This window comes from Streptomyces sp. SID5785, from assembly GCF_009870065.1.
In the GTDB taxonomy this organism is placed as follows: Bacteria; Actinomycetota; Actinomycetes; order Streptomycetales; family Streptomycetaceae; genus Streptomyces.
In genome coordinates this window covers 1-16,560 of record NZ_WWIA01000873.1, presented here as the reverse complement: position 1 = coordinate 16,560, position 16,560 = coordinate 1, and the positions used below count along the sequence as shown (strand labels likewise).

Sequence of the window (16,560 nt, the reverse complement as noted above, 5' to 3'; positions counted from 1 at the left end):
CCGCGGCGCCGGCGGCGTCCGCCGCGGCGCGCGCGACCGTGAGGAGGGTGCCCTCGACGGGGTGGGCGACCGCCTCGCGCGCGGAGTCCGCGGCCCTGCGCAGGGCGAGGCGCAGGGCCTCCGCGTCGGCCCCGGACGCGTGATCTGCCTCACGTGTGCCGTCGCCCGCGAGCACCTGGGCCATGCCGCGGAGCAGCTGCGCGAGGATCGTCCCCGAGTTGCCGCGCGCCCCGATGAGGGCGCCGTGCGCCATCGCGCGTATGACCTCGGGCAGGTCCGGAGCGGTCGGCTCGGGACCCGCCCCGAGCCCCGTGAAGACGGCCTCGACGGCCTGCTGCGCGGACTCGACGGTCAGGTAGAGATTGGTGCCCGTGTCCCCGTCGGCGACCGGATAGACGTTGATCGCGTCGATCTCCGCACGGTCGCGGCCGAGCGCGTCGAGGGCGAGAGAGCACCAGGCCCGCACCGCGACGACGTCGAGCACATGCGGCACCTGCGGCACCTACGCCTCCTTGAGCAGCTGGACTGGCATCGCAGAGTAGACCCCTGCGGGACGGTCCTCCGGAAGAGGGCCCGACCAGGGCCGGAGCGTCCGCCCGGGGAGCCATGGTAGTTTCGTTGTACCGAAGCAGCCGTTGTATGCTGCTCCGGTTGCCCGATAACCATCGGGCTCTCCCCTGGCACCGCCACTCAGATCCTCTGATCTTGATCCCGGCATGCCGGGATCAACCGTAAGTGCATCTGAAGTCTTTGGAGTGACCCGTGGCTGCCAACTGCGACGTCTGCGGCAAGGGGCCGGGCTTCGGCAACAACATTTCGCACTCGCACCGCCGTACGCCCCGTCGCTGGAACCCCAACATCCAGCGCGTGCGTGCCGTGGTCGGTCGGACGCCGAAGCGGCTCAACGTCTGCACCTCGTGCATCAAGGCCGGCAAGGTCTCGCGCTGACGTTTCGCGTAGCGCGGCCACCTCGCTGGTTGCTTGAAGAAAGCCGGTCCCCTCGGGGGCCGGCTTTCTTCATGTCCGCACGCGGTCCGGCCCGCCCGCCGGATCCTCCGTACCGGGCACGGCTGTCGGTGGCGGCTGCAAGACTCGGCGCATGCGGTTCGGCATCCTCGGCCCCCTCGACGTGCGGGCCCCCGACGGCAGCCCTCTGGACCCCGGAGGGCCGCGCCCGCGTGCCCTGCTGACACAGCTCCTGCTCGACGCGGGCCGGACCGTCTCGCCGGAGCGCCTCATCGACGGGGTGTACGGCGAGGAGCCCCCGGCCCACGCGGCGAACGCACTGCAGTCGCAGATCTCGCGGCTGCGCCGACGGCTGGGCCTGGAGATCGAGGCGGACCCGGCCGGGTACCGGCTGGTCGTCGAGCGGGACGCGGTGGACGTGCACCGCTTCGAGCGTCTCGCACGGGCGGGCGGTCAGGCACTGGCCGCGGGTGACCACGCGCGCGCGGCGGAGCTGCTGCGCGAGGCGCTCGGGCTGTGGCGCGGCCCCGCGCCACAGGACCTCCCGCGCCTGGACGAGCTGCGGCTGACCGCCGTGCAGGACAGGATCGCCGCCGACCTGGCGCTGGGTGCGGGACCCGACCTGGTGGCCGAGATCCGTGACCTGCTGGGCTCCCATCCGCTGAGCGAGCGGCTGCACGCGCTGCTGATGCGCGCCCTGCACGCGGCGGGCCGCCCCGCGGAGGCGCTGGCGGCCTACGAGGAGGCGCGCGGCATTCTCGCCGAGGAGCTCGGCGCCGATCCGTCGGCGGAGCTGTCGGCCCTGCACCTGGAGCTGTTGCGGACGCCGGAGCCGCACCGGCAGCGGGGCGTACCCGCCCAGTTGACCCGGTTCGTCGGGCGGTCGCAGGAGCTGGCCCGGATCGACGCGCTGCTGGCCGGCGCCCGGCTCGTGACGCTGACCGGACCCGGCGGCGTGGGCAAGACACGGCTGGCCGTGGAGGCGGCCCGCTCCCGCCCGGACGTCTGTTACGTCGAGCTCGCCCCGGTCTCCGAGGGCGCCCTGGTTCCGTACGCGGTCCTCACCGCACTCGGGGTCCGTGAAGGGCTGCGCGGACCGCAGGGCGAGGACGCCACCGAGCGGCTCACCGCGGCCCTGGAGGACCGCGAGGCGTTGCTGGTGCTCGACAACTGCGAGCACGTCGTGGCCGACGCCGCCCGGGTTGCCGGACTCCTGCTCGGGGCGTGCCCGGGGCTGAGGATCCTCGCCACGAGCCGGGAGGCGCTCCAGATCACCGGCGAGGTGCTGTGCCCGGTGCCGCCGCTGGGGGCGGAGCCCGCGGCCCGGCTGCTGCGCGACCGGGCCGTCGCGGTCCGGCCCGACTTCGACGCCGACGGGTCCGGGCCCGCAGGCGGCACGCACGCGCGCGCGGCCGCGATCGACGGCATCTGCGCGGCGCTCGACGGGCTCCCCCTCGCCATCGAGCTGGCCGCGGCCCGGCTGCGCACGCTGACGGTGGAGGAGCTGGCGGAGCGGCTGGACGACCGCTTCCGGCTCCTGTCCCGCGGCGACCGCACGAAGGCGCCGCGGCACCGCACGCTGCGCGCGGTCGTCGAGTGGAGCTGGGAACTGCTCGACGACGAGGAGCGGGACCTGGCCCGCCGCATGACCGTCTTCAGCGGCGGCGGCCTGGGCGGCGGGGCGACGCTGGACGCGGTGGAGGCCGTGTGCGGCATCGCGTATCCGGAGGATCTGCTGGCTTCCTTGGCCGAGAAGTCGTTCCTCGAGGCGTCGGACGGGCGCTACCGGATGCTGGAGACGATCCGCGCCTTCTGCGCCGAGCAGCTGCCGGACGAGGTGCGGGGCCCTTTGAAGGACGCGCACGCCGCGTACTGCCTGCGGCTCGCGGAGCGGGCCGAGCCGCTGCTGCGCGGGCACGAGCAGCTCCCCTGGCTGCACCGCCTGTCGGCCGAGCGCGCCGATCTGGACGCGGCCCTGCGCCATCTCGTCCGCACGGCGCCGTCCGAGGGCCTGCGCCTGATGGCGGCCCTGTCCTGGTTCTGGCGACTGCACGGCCTGGCCGGGGAGCGGGTCGCCCTCGCGCGTGACCTCCTGGACGCGGTCGGGCCGACCCCGCCGCCCGGCCTCGACGAGGAGTACGCGCTGTGCGCACTCAACGCGGTGGCGGGCGGCGGCGAGGACGAACGGCTGGCCGAGGCGGACCGGGTGCTGGCGACGATCGACCGGCAGTTGCGTCTGCCGTTCACGGTCGTCCTCTGGACACTGGCGGTGGGGCCCGAGCGGTCCCGCGACGAGCGGGTGCGCGCCCAGGTCGGCGACGACGCTTGGGGGCGTGCCCTGCTGGGCGTCGGGCTGGGGTTCCAGGAGCAGTTCGCGGGCCGGCCCGCGGCGTCCGAGGCCCTGTTCGCCGAGGCGCTCGAGGGCTTCCGGGCCTGCGGCGACCGCTGGGGCATGGCCAACTCGCTGGATCAGCTGGGCCTGTACGCCGACTGGCGCGGCGAGCGCGGGCGCGCCCTGGAGCTGATCGACGAGGCGTTGACGTACGCGCACGATCTCGCGGCGCCCGAGGAGACCGCGGACCTGCTGTGCCGGCGCGGCACGGTGCTGCTGCGCAGCGGTCGGCACGAGGAGGCCGCTGCGGATTTCTCCCGCGCGGCGGAGCTGGCCGGTGGCGTGGGCGCGCACGAGAAGGTGGCGGGCGCGCACTGGGGCCTGGGCGACGCCGCCCGGCTGGCCGGGGACACCGCCCGGGCCCGCACGCACTACGAGTCGGCGCTGGAGACGAGCGCCCGTTCCTGGTACAGCGTGGGGCAGACGGTCCACATCTTTCTCGGCCTGGGCCGGGCGGCGCTGGCCGAGGGGCGCGCGGAGGAGGCCGACGACTGGTTCCGCCAGGCCCGGACGCTGTCGACCGGGGGCACGGCGCAGGGGCTCGAACTGGCGGAGGTGGCGGAGGCCCTGGCGTCCCGGGCCGCGGCGCCCGAGGAGGCGGCGACGCTGCTCGGGGCCGCGTCGGCGCTGCGCGGTCGGCTGATCGTGGACGACCCGGACGTGACGCCGGTCGAGCGGCGGGTGCGGCGTCTGCTGGCCCCGGACACGTTCAAGAAGGCGTTCGAGCTGGGCAGTGCCCTGCGCGGGGCCGCCGTGACCGGGCCCTGACCGGTACCCCTTGCCGCTCTCCGAGTCCTGACCGGTGCCCCTGCCACTCGCCGGGCCCTGACCGACCGCTGACAGGCAGGTCCCTGACCAGTCCCCTGATCAGGCCTCTGACCAGGCCTGACGCGGGTGGCGAGCAGCACGGTCAGGCGCGGTCAGTCGATGGTCAGCGAACGGTAAGCGGCGGGCCGCAGGCTCACTGGCATGACGAAGCAGACGAACACCACGCCGAACCGACAGAGCACACAGACCGCAGAAGCCACACAGAGCACCGGGCCCACCGAACCGACCCACCGTCCGACCGGAGGCGCCGCGGCCGCCCGCGCCGAAACCCCGCTCGCCCATCTCGACGTCCTCGTGTCCGGCGCGAGCATCGCCGGTCCCGCGATCGCGTTCTGGCTCTCCCGCCAGGGCGCCCGGGTCACCGTCGTGGAGAAGGCCGCCGCTCTGCGCGAGGGCGGCTTCGCCGTCGACTTCCGCGGGCACGTCCACCGCACGGTCCTGACGCGGATGGGTATCTGGGACGAGCTGCACCGGATCCGGACGGACATGGGGCGCCAGACCATCGTCGACGCGGACGACACCGAGCGGGTGGACCTGCCGGCCCATCTGATGAGCGGAGACGTCGAGGTCTTCCGCGGCGATCTCTCCCAGCTGCTGTACGAGCGCACGAAGGACGCGGTCGAGTATGTCTTCGGCGACTCCATCGCCTCGCTCACCGAGACCCCGACCGGGGTGGACGTCACGTTCGACCACGGCGCGGCGCGCACGGTCGACCTGGTGATCGGTGCGGACGGGCTGCACTCCCACACCCGGCGGCTGGTGTTCGGCGACGAGTCCCGGTACCTGCGCTTCCTCGGGTACTACGTCGCGGGCTTCGACATGCCCAACCACCTGGGCCTGGACCGCACCGCGCGGCTCTACTCGGAGCCGGGCCGCACCGCGATGATCAACAACTACGACGGGGATCCGCACCGCGCGGGCGCAGCGGTCGTCTTCCGGTCCGGGCAGCTGACGTACGACCGCAGGGACACCGCGGCACAGAAGGAGATCGTCGCCGAGCAGCTGCGCGGGCTCGCCTGGCCGCATGTGACGGAGATGCTCGCCGCGCTCGACTCGGCGGAGGACCTGTACGTCGACGCCATCGCCCAGATCCACATCGACCGTCTGTCCCGGGGCCGGGTGATCCTGCTCGGCGACGCCGGGCACGGCGCGACCATGGGCGGCATAGGCACCGGTACCGCCCTCGTGTCGGCGTATGTCCTGGCCGGTGAGCTGGTCGCGGCGCGCGGTGACCACCGCACCGCCTTCGCGGCCTTCGAGGCGGAGATCACGAAGTACGCGAAGGGCTGCCAGAAGACGTCGGGGAACGCCGGGCCGTTCCTGGCGCCGCCCACCGAGAAGAAGATCCGCAGCCGGGACCGGGCCTATCGGATGCTGAGTTCGCGGTTCCTGGCCGGCGTCTTCAAGCGCATCACCGAGAGGGCGGCGAGCAATCTGGACCTGAAGGACTACGGCCTGTCGGCGGCGCCCGTCCCGGCCCCTTCGTCCGTCCCCGCGCCCCGGCCCACCGGTGTGCGGAGCTGCCAGCCGTGATCGACCGGGCCGATTCCGGTGCCGAGGGCGAACCCCGCGGCGATCGCGCCGGTCACGTACTCCTTCGCGGCGCGGACGGCGTCGGGGACGGACTGCCCCTTCGCGAGCTGCGCGGCGATCGCGGAGGCGAGGGTGCAGCCCGTGCCGTGGGTGTGCCGGTTGTCGTGGCGCGGGGAGCGCAGCCAGTGTTCCCGTGCACCGTCCGTGAGGAGGTCGACGGCCTCGCACGAGCCACCGCCGGAGCCATCACCGGAGCCGCCGGCCGTGAGGTGGCCGCCCTTGATGACGACCCAGCGCGGGCCGTGGGCGAGCACGGCGTCGGCGGCCCGGCGCATGTCGTCCTCGGACTCGACGTGGATCCCGGTGAGTTGCGCGACCTCGTCGAGGTTCGGGGTGGCCACGGTGGCGGTCGGCAGCAGTCTGGTACGGACGGAGTCCAGGGCGGTCGCGGCCAGGAGCGAGTCGCCGTGCTTGGACACTCCCACCGGGTCGACCACGACGGGCGCGTCCGTCCCGCCGAGCAAGTCGGCGACGCACTCGACGAGTTCGGGCGAGGCGAGCATCCCGGTCTTGACGGCCTGGACACCGATGTCGTCGACGACGCTGCGGTACTGGGCACGTACCGCCTCGACGGGGAGCTCCCAGGCACCCTGCACCCCGAGGGAGTTCTGTGCGGTGACGGCGGTGAGGACGCTCATGCCGTGGGTGCCGAGCGCGAGCATCGTCTTGAGGTCGGCCTGGATGCCGGCGCCGCCGCCGGAGTCGGACCCGGCGACGGTCAGGACGCGTACGGGGCGGTGCGGCGCCGTCCGCTCGGCGGTCACGACTCGATCTCCCCGCCGAAGGGGCCGAGGCCGTCGGCCCGGCCGGCGGTGCCGGTGTCGTCGCCGAAGTGGTCCCAGCCGCCCTTGCTCGTCCAGGGGGCGCCGTCGACGGTCACCTGCGGCAGGGCCGAGGGATTGAGCACCTCGCCGATGACCTTCCAGCGGGCGGGCAGCTTCACGTCGGGCGGGAAGGTCGCCACGATCGCGTGGTCCTCACCGCCGCTGAGGACCCACTGGAGAGGGTCGACGCCGACGGCCTGGCCGATGTCGTTCATCTGCGAGGGGACGTCGACCTTGCCGGACTTGATGTCGATGCGGACCTTGCTGGCCTCCGCGATGTGGCCCAGGTCGGCGATGAGACCGTCGCTGACGTCGCACATCGCGGTGGCGCCGAGCCCGGCGGCGGCGGGGCCCGCGTGGTACGGGGGTTCCGGCCTGCGGTGGGCCTCGACGAAGGCGCGCGGCGAGCGGAAGCCGCGGGACAGGACGGCGTATCCGGCGGCGGACCAGCCGAGCCAGCCGGTGACGGCGACGACGTCCCCGGGCTGGGCGCCGGCCCGGGTCACGGGCTCGTGGTTGCGCAGGTCGCCGAGCGCCGTGATGGCGACGGTGATGGTGTCGCCGCGGACGACGTCACCGCCGACGACGGCCGCGCCGGCGACCTGGCACTCGTCGCGCAGTCCGTCCATGAGCTCCGACGGCCAGGACGCGGGCAGCTCGGCCGGCACCACGAGGCCGAGGAGCAGCGCGGTGGGCACGGCGCCCATGGCGGCGATGTCGGCCAGGTTCTGTGCGGCGGCCTTGCGGCCGACGTCGTACGCGGTGGACCAGTCGCGGCGGAAGTGCCGGTTCTCCAGCAGGATGTCCGTGCTGGCGACGACCCGGCGGTCCGGTGCGGCGACCACGGCGGCGTCGTCGCCGGGCCCGACGCGGACGGCCGGGGTGGTGGTGAGCCGCGAGGTCAGCTCTCGGATGAGGCCGAACTCCCCCAGCTCGCCGACGGTGCCCTTCATGCGCGTACTGCCCCTTCTGCCCGGGTCCGGCTGTGGTCGTGGGGTTGCTGTGCCCCGGACCGTGCGCGGTCGCGAGCCGTCTCTGTCGTGGGTACGGTTTCTGTCACGGGCTTGCCCGCTGTTTCCGTCACGGTCTGCGTCACGGTTTCTGTCACGAGCCCGCCTTCTCGGTCCCTGTGTGCTTGCCGCGCGTACTCGGTGGGTACGCCACAGACGCCCCGGGTCTCCCCGCGACGAGCGGCGACGCGATACCGTGGCGTCCCTTCTCCCCACATGATCCTCGTGGCCGCCCTGGAGGTTCCGTGGTACAGGCGTACATCCTGATTCAGACCGAAGTAGGCAAGGCGTCGACCGTCGCCGAGCTCATCGGGAAGATCCCAGGAGTCATTCAGGCCGAGGATGTCACCGGCCCCTATGACGTCATCGTGCGGGCTCAGGCCGACACGGTGGACGAACTGGGGCGCATGGTGGTCGCCAAGGTCCAGCAGGTGGATGGCATCACCCGCACGCTGACCTGCCCGGTCGTCCACCTGTAGCCCCCGTCTACCCTGTGCCGGTGAACTCTTTCCGTCACCGGCGCCGTCTTCTCGTCGGGCTCCCCGCCCTGTCCGTGCTGATCGCCGCCGCAGCGGGCTGCTCTTCGACGGACGACACGCCCGCGGTGTCGGTTCCCAGCCCGGACGCTAAGGTGACCGGACTCTGCCGCGATCTGCACGGACTGCTGCCGCAGAAGATCGACGGACTCGAGCGCAACGATCCCGAGCCGCGCTCCGAACTGACCGCGGCGTGGGGAAGTCCGGCGATCATACTGCGCTGCGGTGTGCCGTGGCCCGACGCGGCTGCGAAGAAGGGCAGCATGCCCGCGACAGTCGACGAGGTGGAGTGGGTCGTCGAGGAGCTGAAGGACGGTTCCCAGCAGATGACGACGGGCTCCCGGCTGGCGTACGTCGAGGTGACGATACCCAAGGGCCAGGTCCGGCAGGGCGGCGCGGGGCCGCTGGTCGACCTGGCCGGGCCCATCAAGAAGGCGATCCCGAAGGGGATCGCCGACTGAAGGACCGTGAGGGATTCGCGCGGGCCCGGTCCGCGCGGGGCGGACCCGGGCCTCGCAGGGAGAAGCGTCAGCGCAGCCCCGTCGGGCGGCGCAGCGCGGCGTCGAGGAGCCGGTCGACCAGCTCCGGGTAGCTGACGCCGGACTCCTGCCACATGCGCGGGTACATGGAGATCGGTGTGAAGCCGGGCAGCGTGTTGATCTCGTTGATGACGAACTCGCCGTCGTCCGTGAGGAAGAAGTCCGCGCGGACGATCCCCTCGCAGGACACCGCCTCGAACGCGGCGACGGCGAGGCGCTGCACCTCGGCGGTCTCCTCGGCGGTCAGCGGCGCGGGCACGATGCCGGCGGCGGAGTCGATGTACTTCGCCTCGAAGTCGTAGAAGTCGTGCGACTGGACGGGCGGGATCTCGGCCGGGACGGAGGCGCGCGGCCCGTCCTCGAACTCGAGGACGCCGCACTCGATCTCGCGGCCGGAGAGACCCGCCTCGACGATGACCTTCGGGTCGTGGGCGCGGGCGGTCTCCATGGCCTCGTCGAGGCCCTCGAAGGAGTCGACCTTGGTGATGCCGATCGAGGAGCCGGCCCGGGCCGGCTTGATGAACAGCGGCCAGCCCTGCTCGCCCACGAAGTCGGCGATGCGGCGGCGCGCGCCCTCCTGGTCGTTCTCCCACTCGCGCGGGCGGATCACCAGGTAGGGGCCGACCGTGAGGCCGAAGGAGGTGAAGATGCGCTTCATGTACTCCTTGTCCTGGCCGACGGCCGAGGAGAGCACACCGCAGCCCACGTAGGGCGTACCGGACAGATCGAGCAGGCCCTGGATCGTGCCGTCCTCGCCGTAGGGGCCGTGCAGCACAGGGAAGACGACGTCGACGTCGCCGAGGGCCTTGGGCACGGAGCCCGGCTCGGTGTAGACGACCTCGCGGATCGCCGGGTCGACGGGCAGGACCACGCCGCCCTCGGGCGATTCGGCCAGGTCGGCGACGTCGGGGACCTTGCGGTCGGCGATGGCCATCCGCTCCGGGTCGTCCGAGGTGAGCGCCCAGCGGCCCTCGCGGGTGATGCCGATGGGCAGCACGTCGTACTTGGTCCGGTCGATGGCGCGCAGCACGGCGCCCGCCGTCACGACGGAGACGCCGTGCTCGGAGCTGCGGCCACCGAAGACGACAGCCACACGCGGCTTCTGCCCGTTCGGCGAGACGCCCGGCGACGAGACGGACGGCGCGGCGGACGCGGGGCTCTGGGGGAGGTTCTCGCTGCTCATATCGCGTTGAGCGTACCTGCTGGTAGGGCGAGAGTCAGCGCCCGCAACGGCCCGTCGCTCAGCGTCGTTCCGGCTTGGCGGAGCGCGACATGAGCTCCTTCACGGCGACGACCGGCGGCTTCCCCTCGTGGACGATCTCCACGACGGTCTCGGTGATCGGCATGTCGACACCGTGGCGGCGCGCCAGGTCGAGCACCGACTCGCAGGACTTGACGCCCTCCGCGGTCTGATTGGTCGCGGCGATGGTCTCCTCGAGGGTCATGCCCCTGCCGAGGTTGGTGCCGAAGGTGTGGTTGCGCGACAGCGGCGAGGAGCAGGTGGCGACCAGGTCGCCGAGGCCCGCGAGCCCGGAGAAGGTGAGCGGGTCGGCGCCCATGGCGAGGCCGAGCCGGGTGGTCTCGGCGAGGCCGCGGGTGATCAGCGAGCCCTTGGTGTTGTCGCCGAGGCCCATGCCGTCCGCGATGCCGACGGCGAGCCCGATCACGTTCTTGACGGCGCCGCCGAGCTCGCAGCCGACCACGTCGGTGTTGGTGTAGGGCCTGAAGTACGGGGTGTGGCAGGCGACTTGGAGACGCTGGGCGACGACCTCGTCGCGGCAGGCGACGACGGCGGCGGCGGGCTGCCGGGCAGCGATCTCGCGGGCCAGGTTGGGCCCGGTGACGATCGCGACGCGCTCCTCGCCGGCCTTGGTCACGTCCTGGATCACCTCGCTCATCCGCATCGCGGAGCCGAGCTCGACGCCCTTCATCAGGGAGACGAGGACGGTGTCGGGGGCGAGCACGGGCGCCCAGGCGGCGAGGTTGCCGCGCAGCGTCTGCGAGGGCACGGCGAGCACGGTGAAGTCGGCGCCGTCGGCGGCCTCGGCGACGTCGGCGGTCGCCCGCAGGTTCTCCGGGAGATCGACGCCGGGGAGGTAATCGGGGTTGGTGCGCGTGGAGTTGACCGCGTCGGCGAGCTCCGGGCGGCGGCCCCACAGGGTGACGTCGCAGCCGGCGTCGGCGAGCACCATGCCGAAGGCCGTGCCCCACGAACCGGTGCCAAAGACGGCGGCCTTCACGGGTCGGGTCACTTCTCGCTCTCCTTGACGGCACTGCCGGACGCCGAACCCGCGCCGCCCGCCTGGGACTTGCGGCGCTGCTCGATCCGCGCCTCGCGGGGGTCGAAACGCTTCTGCGGGGCGTCCTCGCCGCGCAGCTCGGCCACCAGGGAGGTGATCGCGACCATGATCGTCTCGGTGGCTTCCTTCAGCAGCTCGGGAGTGATCTCCCGGTCGTAGTACGCGGAGAGGTCGACCGGCTCACCCGCCAGGACGTGGTGGGTCTTGCGCGGGAAGAAGTCCGGCTTCTTCGCGTACGGGGCGAGCGCGTCGGTGGCGCCCCACTGGCCGACGGGGATCACGGGGCACTTCGTCTGCAGCGCCACCCGGGCGACTCCGGTCTTTCCGACCATGGGCCACAGGTGGGGGTCGCGGGTGAGGGTGCCTTCGGGATAGAAGGCGACGCACTCACCGCGCTCGACGGCGTCGATCGCGGCACGGAACGCACTCAGCGCGTTCGTGGTCTCGCGGTAGACGGGAATCTGCCCGGTGCCGCGCATCGCGGCGCCCACGAACCCCTTCTTGAAGAGGCCGTGCTTCGCCAGGAATCGCGGGACTCGTCCGGTGTTGTACTGGAAATGGGCGTACAGGAACGGGTCCAGATGTGAATTGTGGTTCACCGCGGTGATAAAGCCGCCGTCCGCCGGAATGTGCTCCATTCCGCGCCAGTCCCGCTTGAACAGAACGACCAGCGGGGGTTTGCAGAGGACCGCGGCGAAGCGGTACCAGAAGCCGATTCTGCGGCGGGACACTCGGACACCTTCCTCTAGGACCTGGCAGGCAGTACCTGTCCGGGCCGCACAAGTGTCGCCCCAGGCCACCGGTCTGTCGAGAACACCGTACGCCCACCTGTCTCGCGCCACCCCCCTTGTCCTGAGCTGTGCGCACCGGCCCATTTGAACCGCCACACCTCCCGCACAGGTCACAATGGGCGGGTGCAGTGGACCCTGGTGATACCGCTGAAACCCTTGGTGCGGGCCAAGAGCAGGCTGACGCCCGCGGCGGGCGACGCCCTGCGCCCGGGCCTCGCGCTCGCCTTCGCCCAGGACACCGTGGCCGCCGCGAGAGCCTGTCCGGGGGTCGGCGATGTGGTGGTCGTCACGGACGACGAGCACGCCGGACGCGCCCTTTCGGTGCTCGGTGCACGGATTGTCGCGGACACACCCGGCGCGGGACTGAACGCCGCGCTGGCCCACGGAGCCGCCGCCGTGCGCGCCCGGCGCCCCGCCGCACCGGTCGGCGCTCTCAACGCGGATCTGCCCGCGCTGCGCTCCGCCGAATTGGCGCATGTTCTCGCCGCTGCCCACGCATTTCCCCGGGCCTTTCTGCCGGACGCCGCCGGAATCGGCACGACGTTCCTGGCAGCGGGTCCGGGCGTGGAATTGCGTCCGTCGTTCGGCGGCGCCTCCCGGCACCGTCATGCGGCCTCGGGCGCACGGGAACTGCCGCTCGCGGGAGTGGACTCCGTACGCCAGGACGTCGACACCGGCGAGGACCTGCGGGCCGCGCTGGCCCTGGGGGTCGGCCCGCACACGGCGCGGGCGGCCGCGGACCTGCCGCTCGTGGCCCGGGCGCGGTGCGGGGGCCGGGCGGAGGACGCCGGCCGGGTGGGGCGCGCGGACCGGGTGGAGTGCGCGGACTGAGTACGCTGCGGGTATGCAGGCGACCGCGTACACGTACGATCCCGAGTCCCGTTCCGGCAGCGTCCTGCTGGACGACGGCACCCCGGTGCCCTTCGACGCCGCCGCGTTCGACGCGGGGGGCCTGCGGCTGCTGCGGCCGGGGCAGCGCGTGCGGATCGAGACCGGCGACGACGGCGACGCCGGCGGCGGCAGCGATGCCGGCGGCGCGGCCCTGCGGATCACGCTGGTGACGCTTCAGACGTTCTGACCAGGGACTTCAGGCTCCGCCCGATCGGGCGGTGCCGGGCCGTACGCCGCGGGCCGGACTCCCTCACGGGAGTCCGGCCCGGCGTGTGAGCAGCCCTGTGGCGTCGGCCCTACTTCTTGCGGGCGGTGGCCTTCTTGGCGGTGGTCTTGCGCGCCGTCGACTTCTTGGCGGGCGCCTTCTTGGCCGTGGCCTTCTTCGCGGGCGCCGTCTTCTTGGCCGTGGCCTTCTTGGCGGTGGTGGCCTTCTTGGCCGGGGTCGCCTTCTTGGCCGTGGTCTTCTTCGCCGTGGTCTTCTTGGCGGCCGCGGTGGTCTTCTTCGCGGTCGTCTTCTTGGCGGTGGCCTTCTTCGCGGCCGTGGTCTTCTTCGCGGGCGTCGCCTTCTTGGCGGCGGCCTTCTTCGCGGTGGTCTTCTTGGCCGCGGCCTTCTTGACCGTGGCGGAAGCGCCGCTGGTCAGGCTGCCCTTGGGCGCCTTCTTGACCGCGACATCGTTCTTCGGGAGCTTCTTGGAACCCGCGACGAGGTCCTTGAAGCCCTGACCGGCGCGGAACCGGGGCACGGACGTCTTCTTGACCCGGACGCGCTCACCCGTCTGCGGGTTGCGGGCGTACCGGGCGGGGCGGTCGACCTTCTCGAACGAGCCGAAACCGGTGACCGAGACGCGGTCGCCGGCGACCACGGCACGGACGATGGCGTCGAGTACGGCGTCCACGGCGTCAGCGGCCTGCTGACGGCCGCCCACCTTGTCGGCAATCGCTTCTACGAGCTGCGCCTTGTTCACGTCTTCCCCTTCGGAGACATTGCCGGAACGAATCTCTTTCGGCCCGGCTTTTTCGCACGTTAGGCAGATACATACCGCAAATCAAACGCGAAACGGGCGAATCACCCTTGTGCCGCAACGGACTCGACTGCCTCAGAGTTCCTCTTCGCCGCCGCGACCCTCTTCGAGGTCGTCGAGATCGGCCGTGAATCGCTCCAGACGCCGTGCCGCGGCGGCGAGATCGTGTTTGGCCGCGGCCGTGATGGCCAGCAGCTTCCGGGTCAGCGCCATCCGTACGCCCTCCGGGACTTGCAGTGCACGCACTCGGGAGTGCGCTTCCTTGAGTTGGTCCGCGACCGCCGCGTACAGCTGGAGTTGGCCGTCGTGTTCCATGCACAGATTGTGCCATCTGGGGCGAGTTGTCGCCTCCGCAGGGGGTAACTCCCGCCTCTCGAGGGGCTCCTGAGCGCTCCCCCGGGCCCATCCTGCGACAGCGCCCGGAAATCCGCGATCGGGGCGAACAGGCCTGCACAGGTGGGGAGTTGAGGAGGTCCGGGAGGGGCTCGGAGGGGGCGCGGAGGGCCTCCCGGGGGCAGACAGGGAAGTACCCCCAACCGATGCTCGATTGGGGGTACCGGGTGCTGCGGATGTGGCCTGAATATGCCTTGCCCGGCAGCGGTTGCGACCGCCGCCAGGTCCGGGGAGGTCAGACCTGGAGGGTCCGCGGCTTGAACGAGGGGCGCTTCGCCTCGTAGGCGGCGATGTCCTGCTCGTTCTGCAGCGTGATGCTGATGTCGTCCAGGCCGTTCAGCAGGCGCCAGCGGGCGTTCTCGTCCAGCTCGAAGGCGGCGGTGACGCCCTCGGCGCGGACCTCGCGCTCCTGGAGGTCGACGGTGATCTCGGCCTGCGGGTCCTTCTCCACCAGGGCCCACAGCTGCTCGACGACCTCCTGGTCGAGGAGGACGGTGAGCAGGCCGTTCTTCAGCGAGTTCCCGCGGAAGATGTCGGCGAAGCGGGAGGAGATGACGGTCTTGAAGCCGTAGTTCTGCAGGGCCCAGACGGCGTGCTCACGGGAGGAGCCGGTGCCGAAGTCGGGGCCGGCGACCAGGACGGTCGCTCCCTGGTGCTCCGGGCGGTTCAGCACGAACTCGGGGTCCTTGCGCCAGGCCTCGAACAGCCCGTCCTCGAACCCGTCCCGCGTGACCTTCTTGAGCCAGTGAGCAGGGATGATCTGGTCGGTGTCGACATTGCTGCGACGCAGCGGGACGGCCCGGCCGGTGTGCGTGGTGAATGCTTCCATGACTGATCAGACTCCAGCGGCGACAGGGGCGTCGGACAGGTCGGCGGGCGAGGCCAGGTGGCCGAGCACGGCGGTGGCGGCGGCGACCTGGGGCGAGACCAGGTGCGTACGGCCGCCCTTGCCCTGCCGGCCCTCGAAGTTGCGGTTGGACGTCGACGCGGAACGCTCGCCGGGGGCGAGTTGGTCCGGGTTCATGCCCAGGCACATGGAACAGCCCGCGTGCCGCCACTCGGCGCCGGCGTCCTTGAAGACCTGGTCCAGGCCCTCGGAGACGGCCTGCAGGCCCACCCGTGCGGAGCCGGGCACGATCAGCGCCCGTACGCCGTCGGCGACCCTGCGGCCCTTGAGGATGTCCGCGGCGGCGCGCAGGTCCTCGATGCGGCCGTTGGTGCAGGAGCCTACGAAGACGGTGTCGACCTTGATCTCGCGCAGCGGCCGGCCGGCCTCCAACCCCATGTACTCCAGGGCCTTTTCGGCGGCGAGGCGCTCCGAAGCGTCTTCGTACGAAGCGGGGTCGGGGACGTTCGCCGAAAGGGGCGCGCCCTGGCCGGGGTTGGTGCCCCACGTGACGAACGGGGACAGCTCCTCGGCCTTGATGACGACCTCGGCGTCGAAGACCGCGTCGTCGTCCGACCTCAGCGTCTTCCAGTAGGCGACCGCGGCGTCCCAGTCGGCGCCCTTGGGGGCGTGCTCGCGGCCCTCCAGGTAGGCGAAGGTGGTCTCGTCGGGGGCGATCATGCCCGCGCGGGCGCCGGCCTCGATCGACATGTTGCAGATGGTCATGCGGGCTTCCATCGACAGTTTCTCGATGGCGGAGCCGCGGTACTCCAGGACGTAGCCCTGGCCGCCGCCGGTGCCGATCCGGGCGATGATCGCGAGGATCAGGTCCTTGGCGGTGACGCCCTCGGGCAGCTCGCCGTCGACCGTGATGGCCATGGTCTTCGGACGGGCCATCGGCAGCGTCTGCGTGGCGAGCACGTGCTCCACCTGCGAGGTGCCGATGCCGAAGGCCAGGCCGCCGAAGGCACCGTGCGTGGAGGTGTGCGAGTCGCCGCAGACGACGGTCATGCCGGGCTGGGTCAGGCCCAGCTGCGGGCCGACGACGTGAACGACGCCCTGCTCGACGTCGCCCAGGGAGTGCAGGCGCACGCCGAACTCGGCGGCGTTCTTGCGCAGCGTCTCCAGCTGTACGCGCGAGACCGGGTCGGCGATCGGCTTGTCGATGTCGAGGGTCGGGGTGTTGTGATCCTCGGTGGCGATGGTGAGGTCGAGCCGCCGGACCTGCCGGCCGCTCTTGCGGAGGCCGTCGAAGGCCTGCGGGCTGGTCACCTCGTGCAGCAGGTGCAGATCGATGAAGAGGAGGTCGGGCTCGCCCTCGGCGCGCCGGACGACGTGGTCGTCCCAGACCTTCTCCGCGAGTGTCCTACCCATCGCTTTCCCTCCGGCCGGCTCGGTGAGCCGACACCACTAGAGATTCGGATCGCCGTCTCCCGTACCCCTCGTACCGGACGCCGACGGCCGGGCCCGTTCTGTGCCACGGGCCGGTGTGAGATCCAGAGTGGCAAGTTCCACGGAAAATTGAACTTGCGTTTCACAGAGTGAGACGGGAGTATCGACGCATGGACAACAGTAGCGGCGTCGGCGTT

Annotated in this window: 17 protein-coding genes; 7 read left to right on the top strand and 10 right to left on the bottom strand. The window is 72.0% G+C overall.

The window, feature by feature from the left end; genetic code table 11:
- Positions 1 to 502: DAK2 domain-containing protein (locus GTW43_RS28165; protein ID WP_161304778.1), on the bottom strand; the 502-nt coding region annotated here is incomplete at its 3' end.
- A gap of 260 nt (positions 503 to 762) precedes the next feature.
- Between GTW43_RS28165 and rpmB the strand changes: the two genes are divergently transcribed.
- From rpmB to GTW43_RS28150, 3 genes are all read left to right on the top strand, one after another.
- Positions 763 to 948, top strand: a complete 186-nt coding sequence (gene rpmB, locus GTW43_RS28160) for a 50S ribosomal protein L28 (RefSeq protein WP_015036441.1) — start codon at positions 763 to 765, stop codon at positions 946 to 948.
- 151 nt (positions 949 to 1,099) lie between these two features.
- The gene (locus GTW43_RS28155) at positions 1,100 to 4,126 is read left to right on the top strand and encodes a BTAD domain-containing putative transcriptional regulator (protein WP_161304777.1); all 3,027 of its coding nucleotides are present in this window, start codon (positions 1,100 to 1,102) and stop codon (positions 4,124 to 4,126) included.
- Between the two features lie 201 nt (positions 4,127 to 4,327).
- A complete protein-coding gene (locus tag GTW43_RS28150; RefSeq protein WP_161304776.1) occupies positions 4,328 to 5,719 on the top strand; it encodes an FAD-dependent monooxygenase in 1,392 nt (463 codons plus the stop codon).
- On the opposite strand, the gene thiD is transcribed toward GTW43_RS28150, so the two are convergent.
- Together thiD and GTW43_RS28140 are read right to left on the bottom strand one after the other, a co-directional pair.
- On the bottom strand, positions 5,635 to 6,543 hold the full coding sequence (thiD, locus tag GTW43_RS28145; protein ID WP_161304775.1) for a bifunctional hydroxymethylpyrimidine kinase/phosphomethylpyrimidine kinase: 909 nt from the start codon (positions 6,541 to 6,543) through the stop codon (positions 5,635 to 5,637). The two genes, GTW43_RS28150 and thiD, sit on opposite strands and share 85 nt — an antisense overlap.
- Positions 6,540 to 7,556 (bottom strand): thiamine-phosphate kinase, encoded by a 1,017-nt coding sequence (locus GTW43_RS28140; RefSeq protein ID WP_161304774.1) that lies wholly within the window; start codon positions 7,554 to 7,556, stop codon positions 6,540 to 6,542. Before GTW43_RS28140 ends, thiD begins: the two co-directional genes overlap by 4 nt.
- 302 nt (positions 7,557 to 7,858) lie before the next feature.
- Between GTW43_RS28140 and GTW43_RS28135 the strand changes: the two genes are divergently transcribed.
- Together GTW43_RS28135 and GTW43_RS28130 are read left to right on the top strand one after the other, a co-directional pair.
- On the top strand, positions 7,859 to 8,092 hold the full coding sequence (locus GTW43_RS28135; RefSeq protein ID WP_016642988.1) for an Lrp/AsnC ligand binding domain-containing protein: 234 nt from the start codon (positions 7,859 to 7,861) through the stop codon (positions 8,090 to 8,092).
- A gap of 20 nt (positions 8,093 to 8,112) precedes the next feature.
- Complete coding sequence (locus GTW43_RS28130; RefSeq protein WP_161304773.1) at positions 8,113 to 8,610, top strand: DUF3515 domain-containing protein; 498 nt, start codon at positions 8,113 to 8,115, stop codon at positions 8,608 to 8,610.
- Positions 8,611 to 8,677: 67 nt separating this feature from the next.
- On the opposite strand, the gene GTW43_RS28125 is transcribed toward GTW43_RS28130, so the two are convergent.
- Genes GTW43_RS28125 through GTW43_RS28115 form a run of 3 tightly spaced genes read right to left on the bottom strand, consistent with a single transcriptional unit; the run spans position 8,678 to position 11,719 of the window.
- Positions 8,678 to 9,871, bottom strand: coding sequence for a D-alanine--D-alanine ligase family protein (locus GTW43_RS28125; RefSeq protein WP_161304772.1), 1,194 nt, complete (start codon positions 9,869 to 9,871; stop codon positions 8,678 to 8,680).
- 58 nt (positions 9,872 to 9,929) lie between these two features.
- Positions 9,930 to 10,940, bottom strand: a complete 1,011-nt coding sequence (locus tag GTW43_RS28120) for an NAD(P)H-dependent glycerol-3-phosphate dehydrogenase (RefSeq protein ID WP_161304771.1) — start codon at positions 10,938 to 10,940, stop codon at positions 9,930 to 9,932.
- Entirely contained in the window at positions 10,937 to 11,719 is a 783-nt protein-coding gene (locus GTW43_RS28115) for a lysophospholipid acyltransferase family protein (RefSeq protein ID WP_161304770.1), read from the bottom strand. The genes GTW43_RS28120 and GTW43_RS28115 overlap by 4 nt, the downstream gene beginning before the upstream one ends.
- A 183-nt stretch (positions 11,720 to 11,902) precedes the next feature.
- Between GTW43_RS28115 and cofC the strand changes: the two genes are divergently transcribed.
- Both cofC and GTW43_RS28105 read left to right on the top strand, forming a co-directional pair.
- Positions 11,903 to 12,610 carry a 2-phospho-L-lactate guanylyltransferase gene (gene cofC, locus GTW43_RS28110; RefSeq protein ID WP_161304769.1) on the top strand — a complete coding sequence of 236 codons (708 nt, stop codon included), beginning with the start codon at positions 11,903 to 11,905 and terminating at the stop codon, positions 12,608 to 12,610.
- A 13-nt stretch (positions 12,611 to 12,623) separates the two neighbouring features.
- Positions 12,624 to 12,857 carry a hypothetical protein gene (locus GTW43_RS28105; RefSeq protein ID WP_161304768.1) on the top strand — a complete coding sequence of 78 codons (234 nt, stop codon included), beginning with the start codon at positions 12,624 to 12,626 and terminating at the stop codon, positions 12,855 to 12,857.
- Between the two features lie 109 nt (positions 12,858 to 12,966).
- On the opposite strand, the gene GTW43_RS28100 is transcribed toward GTW43_RS28105, so the two are convergent.
- From GTW43_RS28100 to leuC, 4 genes are all read right to left on the bottom strand, one after another.
- Positions 12,967 to 13,635, bottom strand: coding sequence for an HU family DNA-binding protein (locus GTW43_RS28100; protein WP_161304767.1), 669 nt, complete (start codon positions 13,633 to 13,635; stop codon positions 12,967 to 12,969).
- 132 nt (positions 13,636 to 13,767) lie between these two features.
- Positions 13,768 to 14,007, bottom strand: coding sequence for a hypothetical protein (locus GTW43_RS28095; RefSeq protein WP_161304766.1), 240 nt, complete (start codon positions 14,005 to 14,007; stop codon positions 13,768 to 13,770).
- 313 nt (positions 14,008 to 14,320) lie between these two features.
- Positions 14,321 to 14,914, bottom strand: coding sequence for a 3-isopropylmalate dehydratase small subunit (gene leuD, locus GTW43_RS28090; RefSeq protein ID WP_161304765.1), 594 nt, complete (start codon positions 14,912 to 14,914; stop codon positions 14,321 to 14,323).
- Positions 14,915 to 14,920: 6 nt separating this feature from the next.
- Positions 14,921 to 16,345, bottom strand: coding sequence for a 3-isopropylmalate dehydratase large subunit (gene leuC / locus GTW43_RS28085; RefSeq protein WP_161304764.1), 1,425 nt, complete (start codon positions 16,343 to 16,345; stop codon positions 14,921 to 14,923).
- Positions 16,346 to 16,560 lie beyond the last annotated feature (215 nt).

Excerpts from the sequence above, each read along its gene's own strand:
- GTW43_RS28155 (WP_161304777.1), top strand. The coding sequence starts at position 1,100 with ATGCGGTTCGGCATCCTCGGCCCCCTCGACGTGCGGGCCCCCGACGGC.
- GTW43_RS28150 (WP_161304776.1), top strand. The coding sequence starts at position 4,328 with ATGACGAAGCAGACGAACACCACGCCGAACCGACAGAGCACACAGACC.
- GTW43_RS28140 (WP_161304774.1), bottom strand. The coding sequence starts at position 7,556 with ATGAAGGGCACCGTCGGCGAGCTGGGGGAGTTCGGCCTCATCCGAGAG.
- GTW43_RS28125 (WP_161304772.1), bottom strand. The coding sequence starts at position 9,871 with ATGAGCAGCGAGAACCTCCCCCAGAGCCCCGCGTCCGCCGCGCCGTCC.
- GTW43_RS28105 (WP_161304768.1), top strand. The coding sequence starts at position 12,624 with ATGCAGGCGACCGCGTACACGTACGATCCCGAGTCCCGTTCCGGCAGC.
- GTW43_RS28095 (WP_161304766.1), bottom strand. The coding sequence starts at position 14,007 with ATGGAACACGACGGCCAACTCCAGCTGTACGCGGCGGTCGCGGACCAA.
- leuD (WP_161304765.1), bottom strand. The coding sequence starts at position 14,914 with ATGGAAGCATTCACCACGCACACCGGCCGGGCCGTCCCGCTGCGTCGC.
- leuC (WP_161304764.1), bottom strand. The coding sequence starts at position 16,345 with ATGGGTAGGACACTCGCGGAGAAGGTCTGGGACGACCACGTCGTCCGG.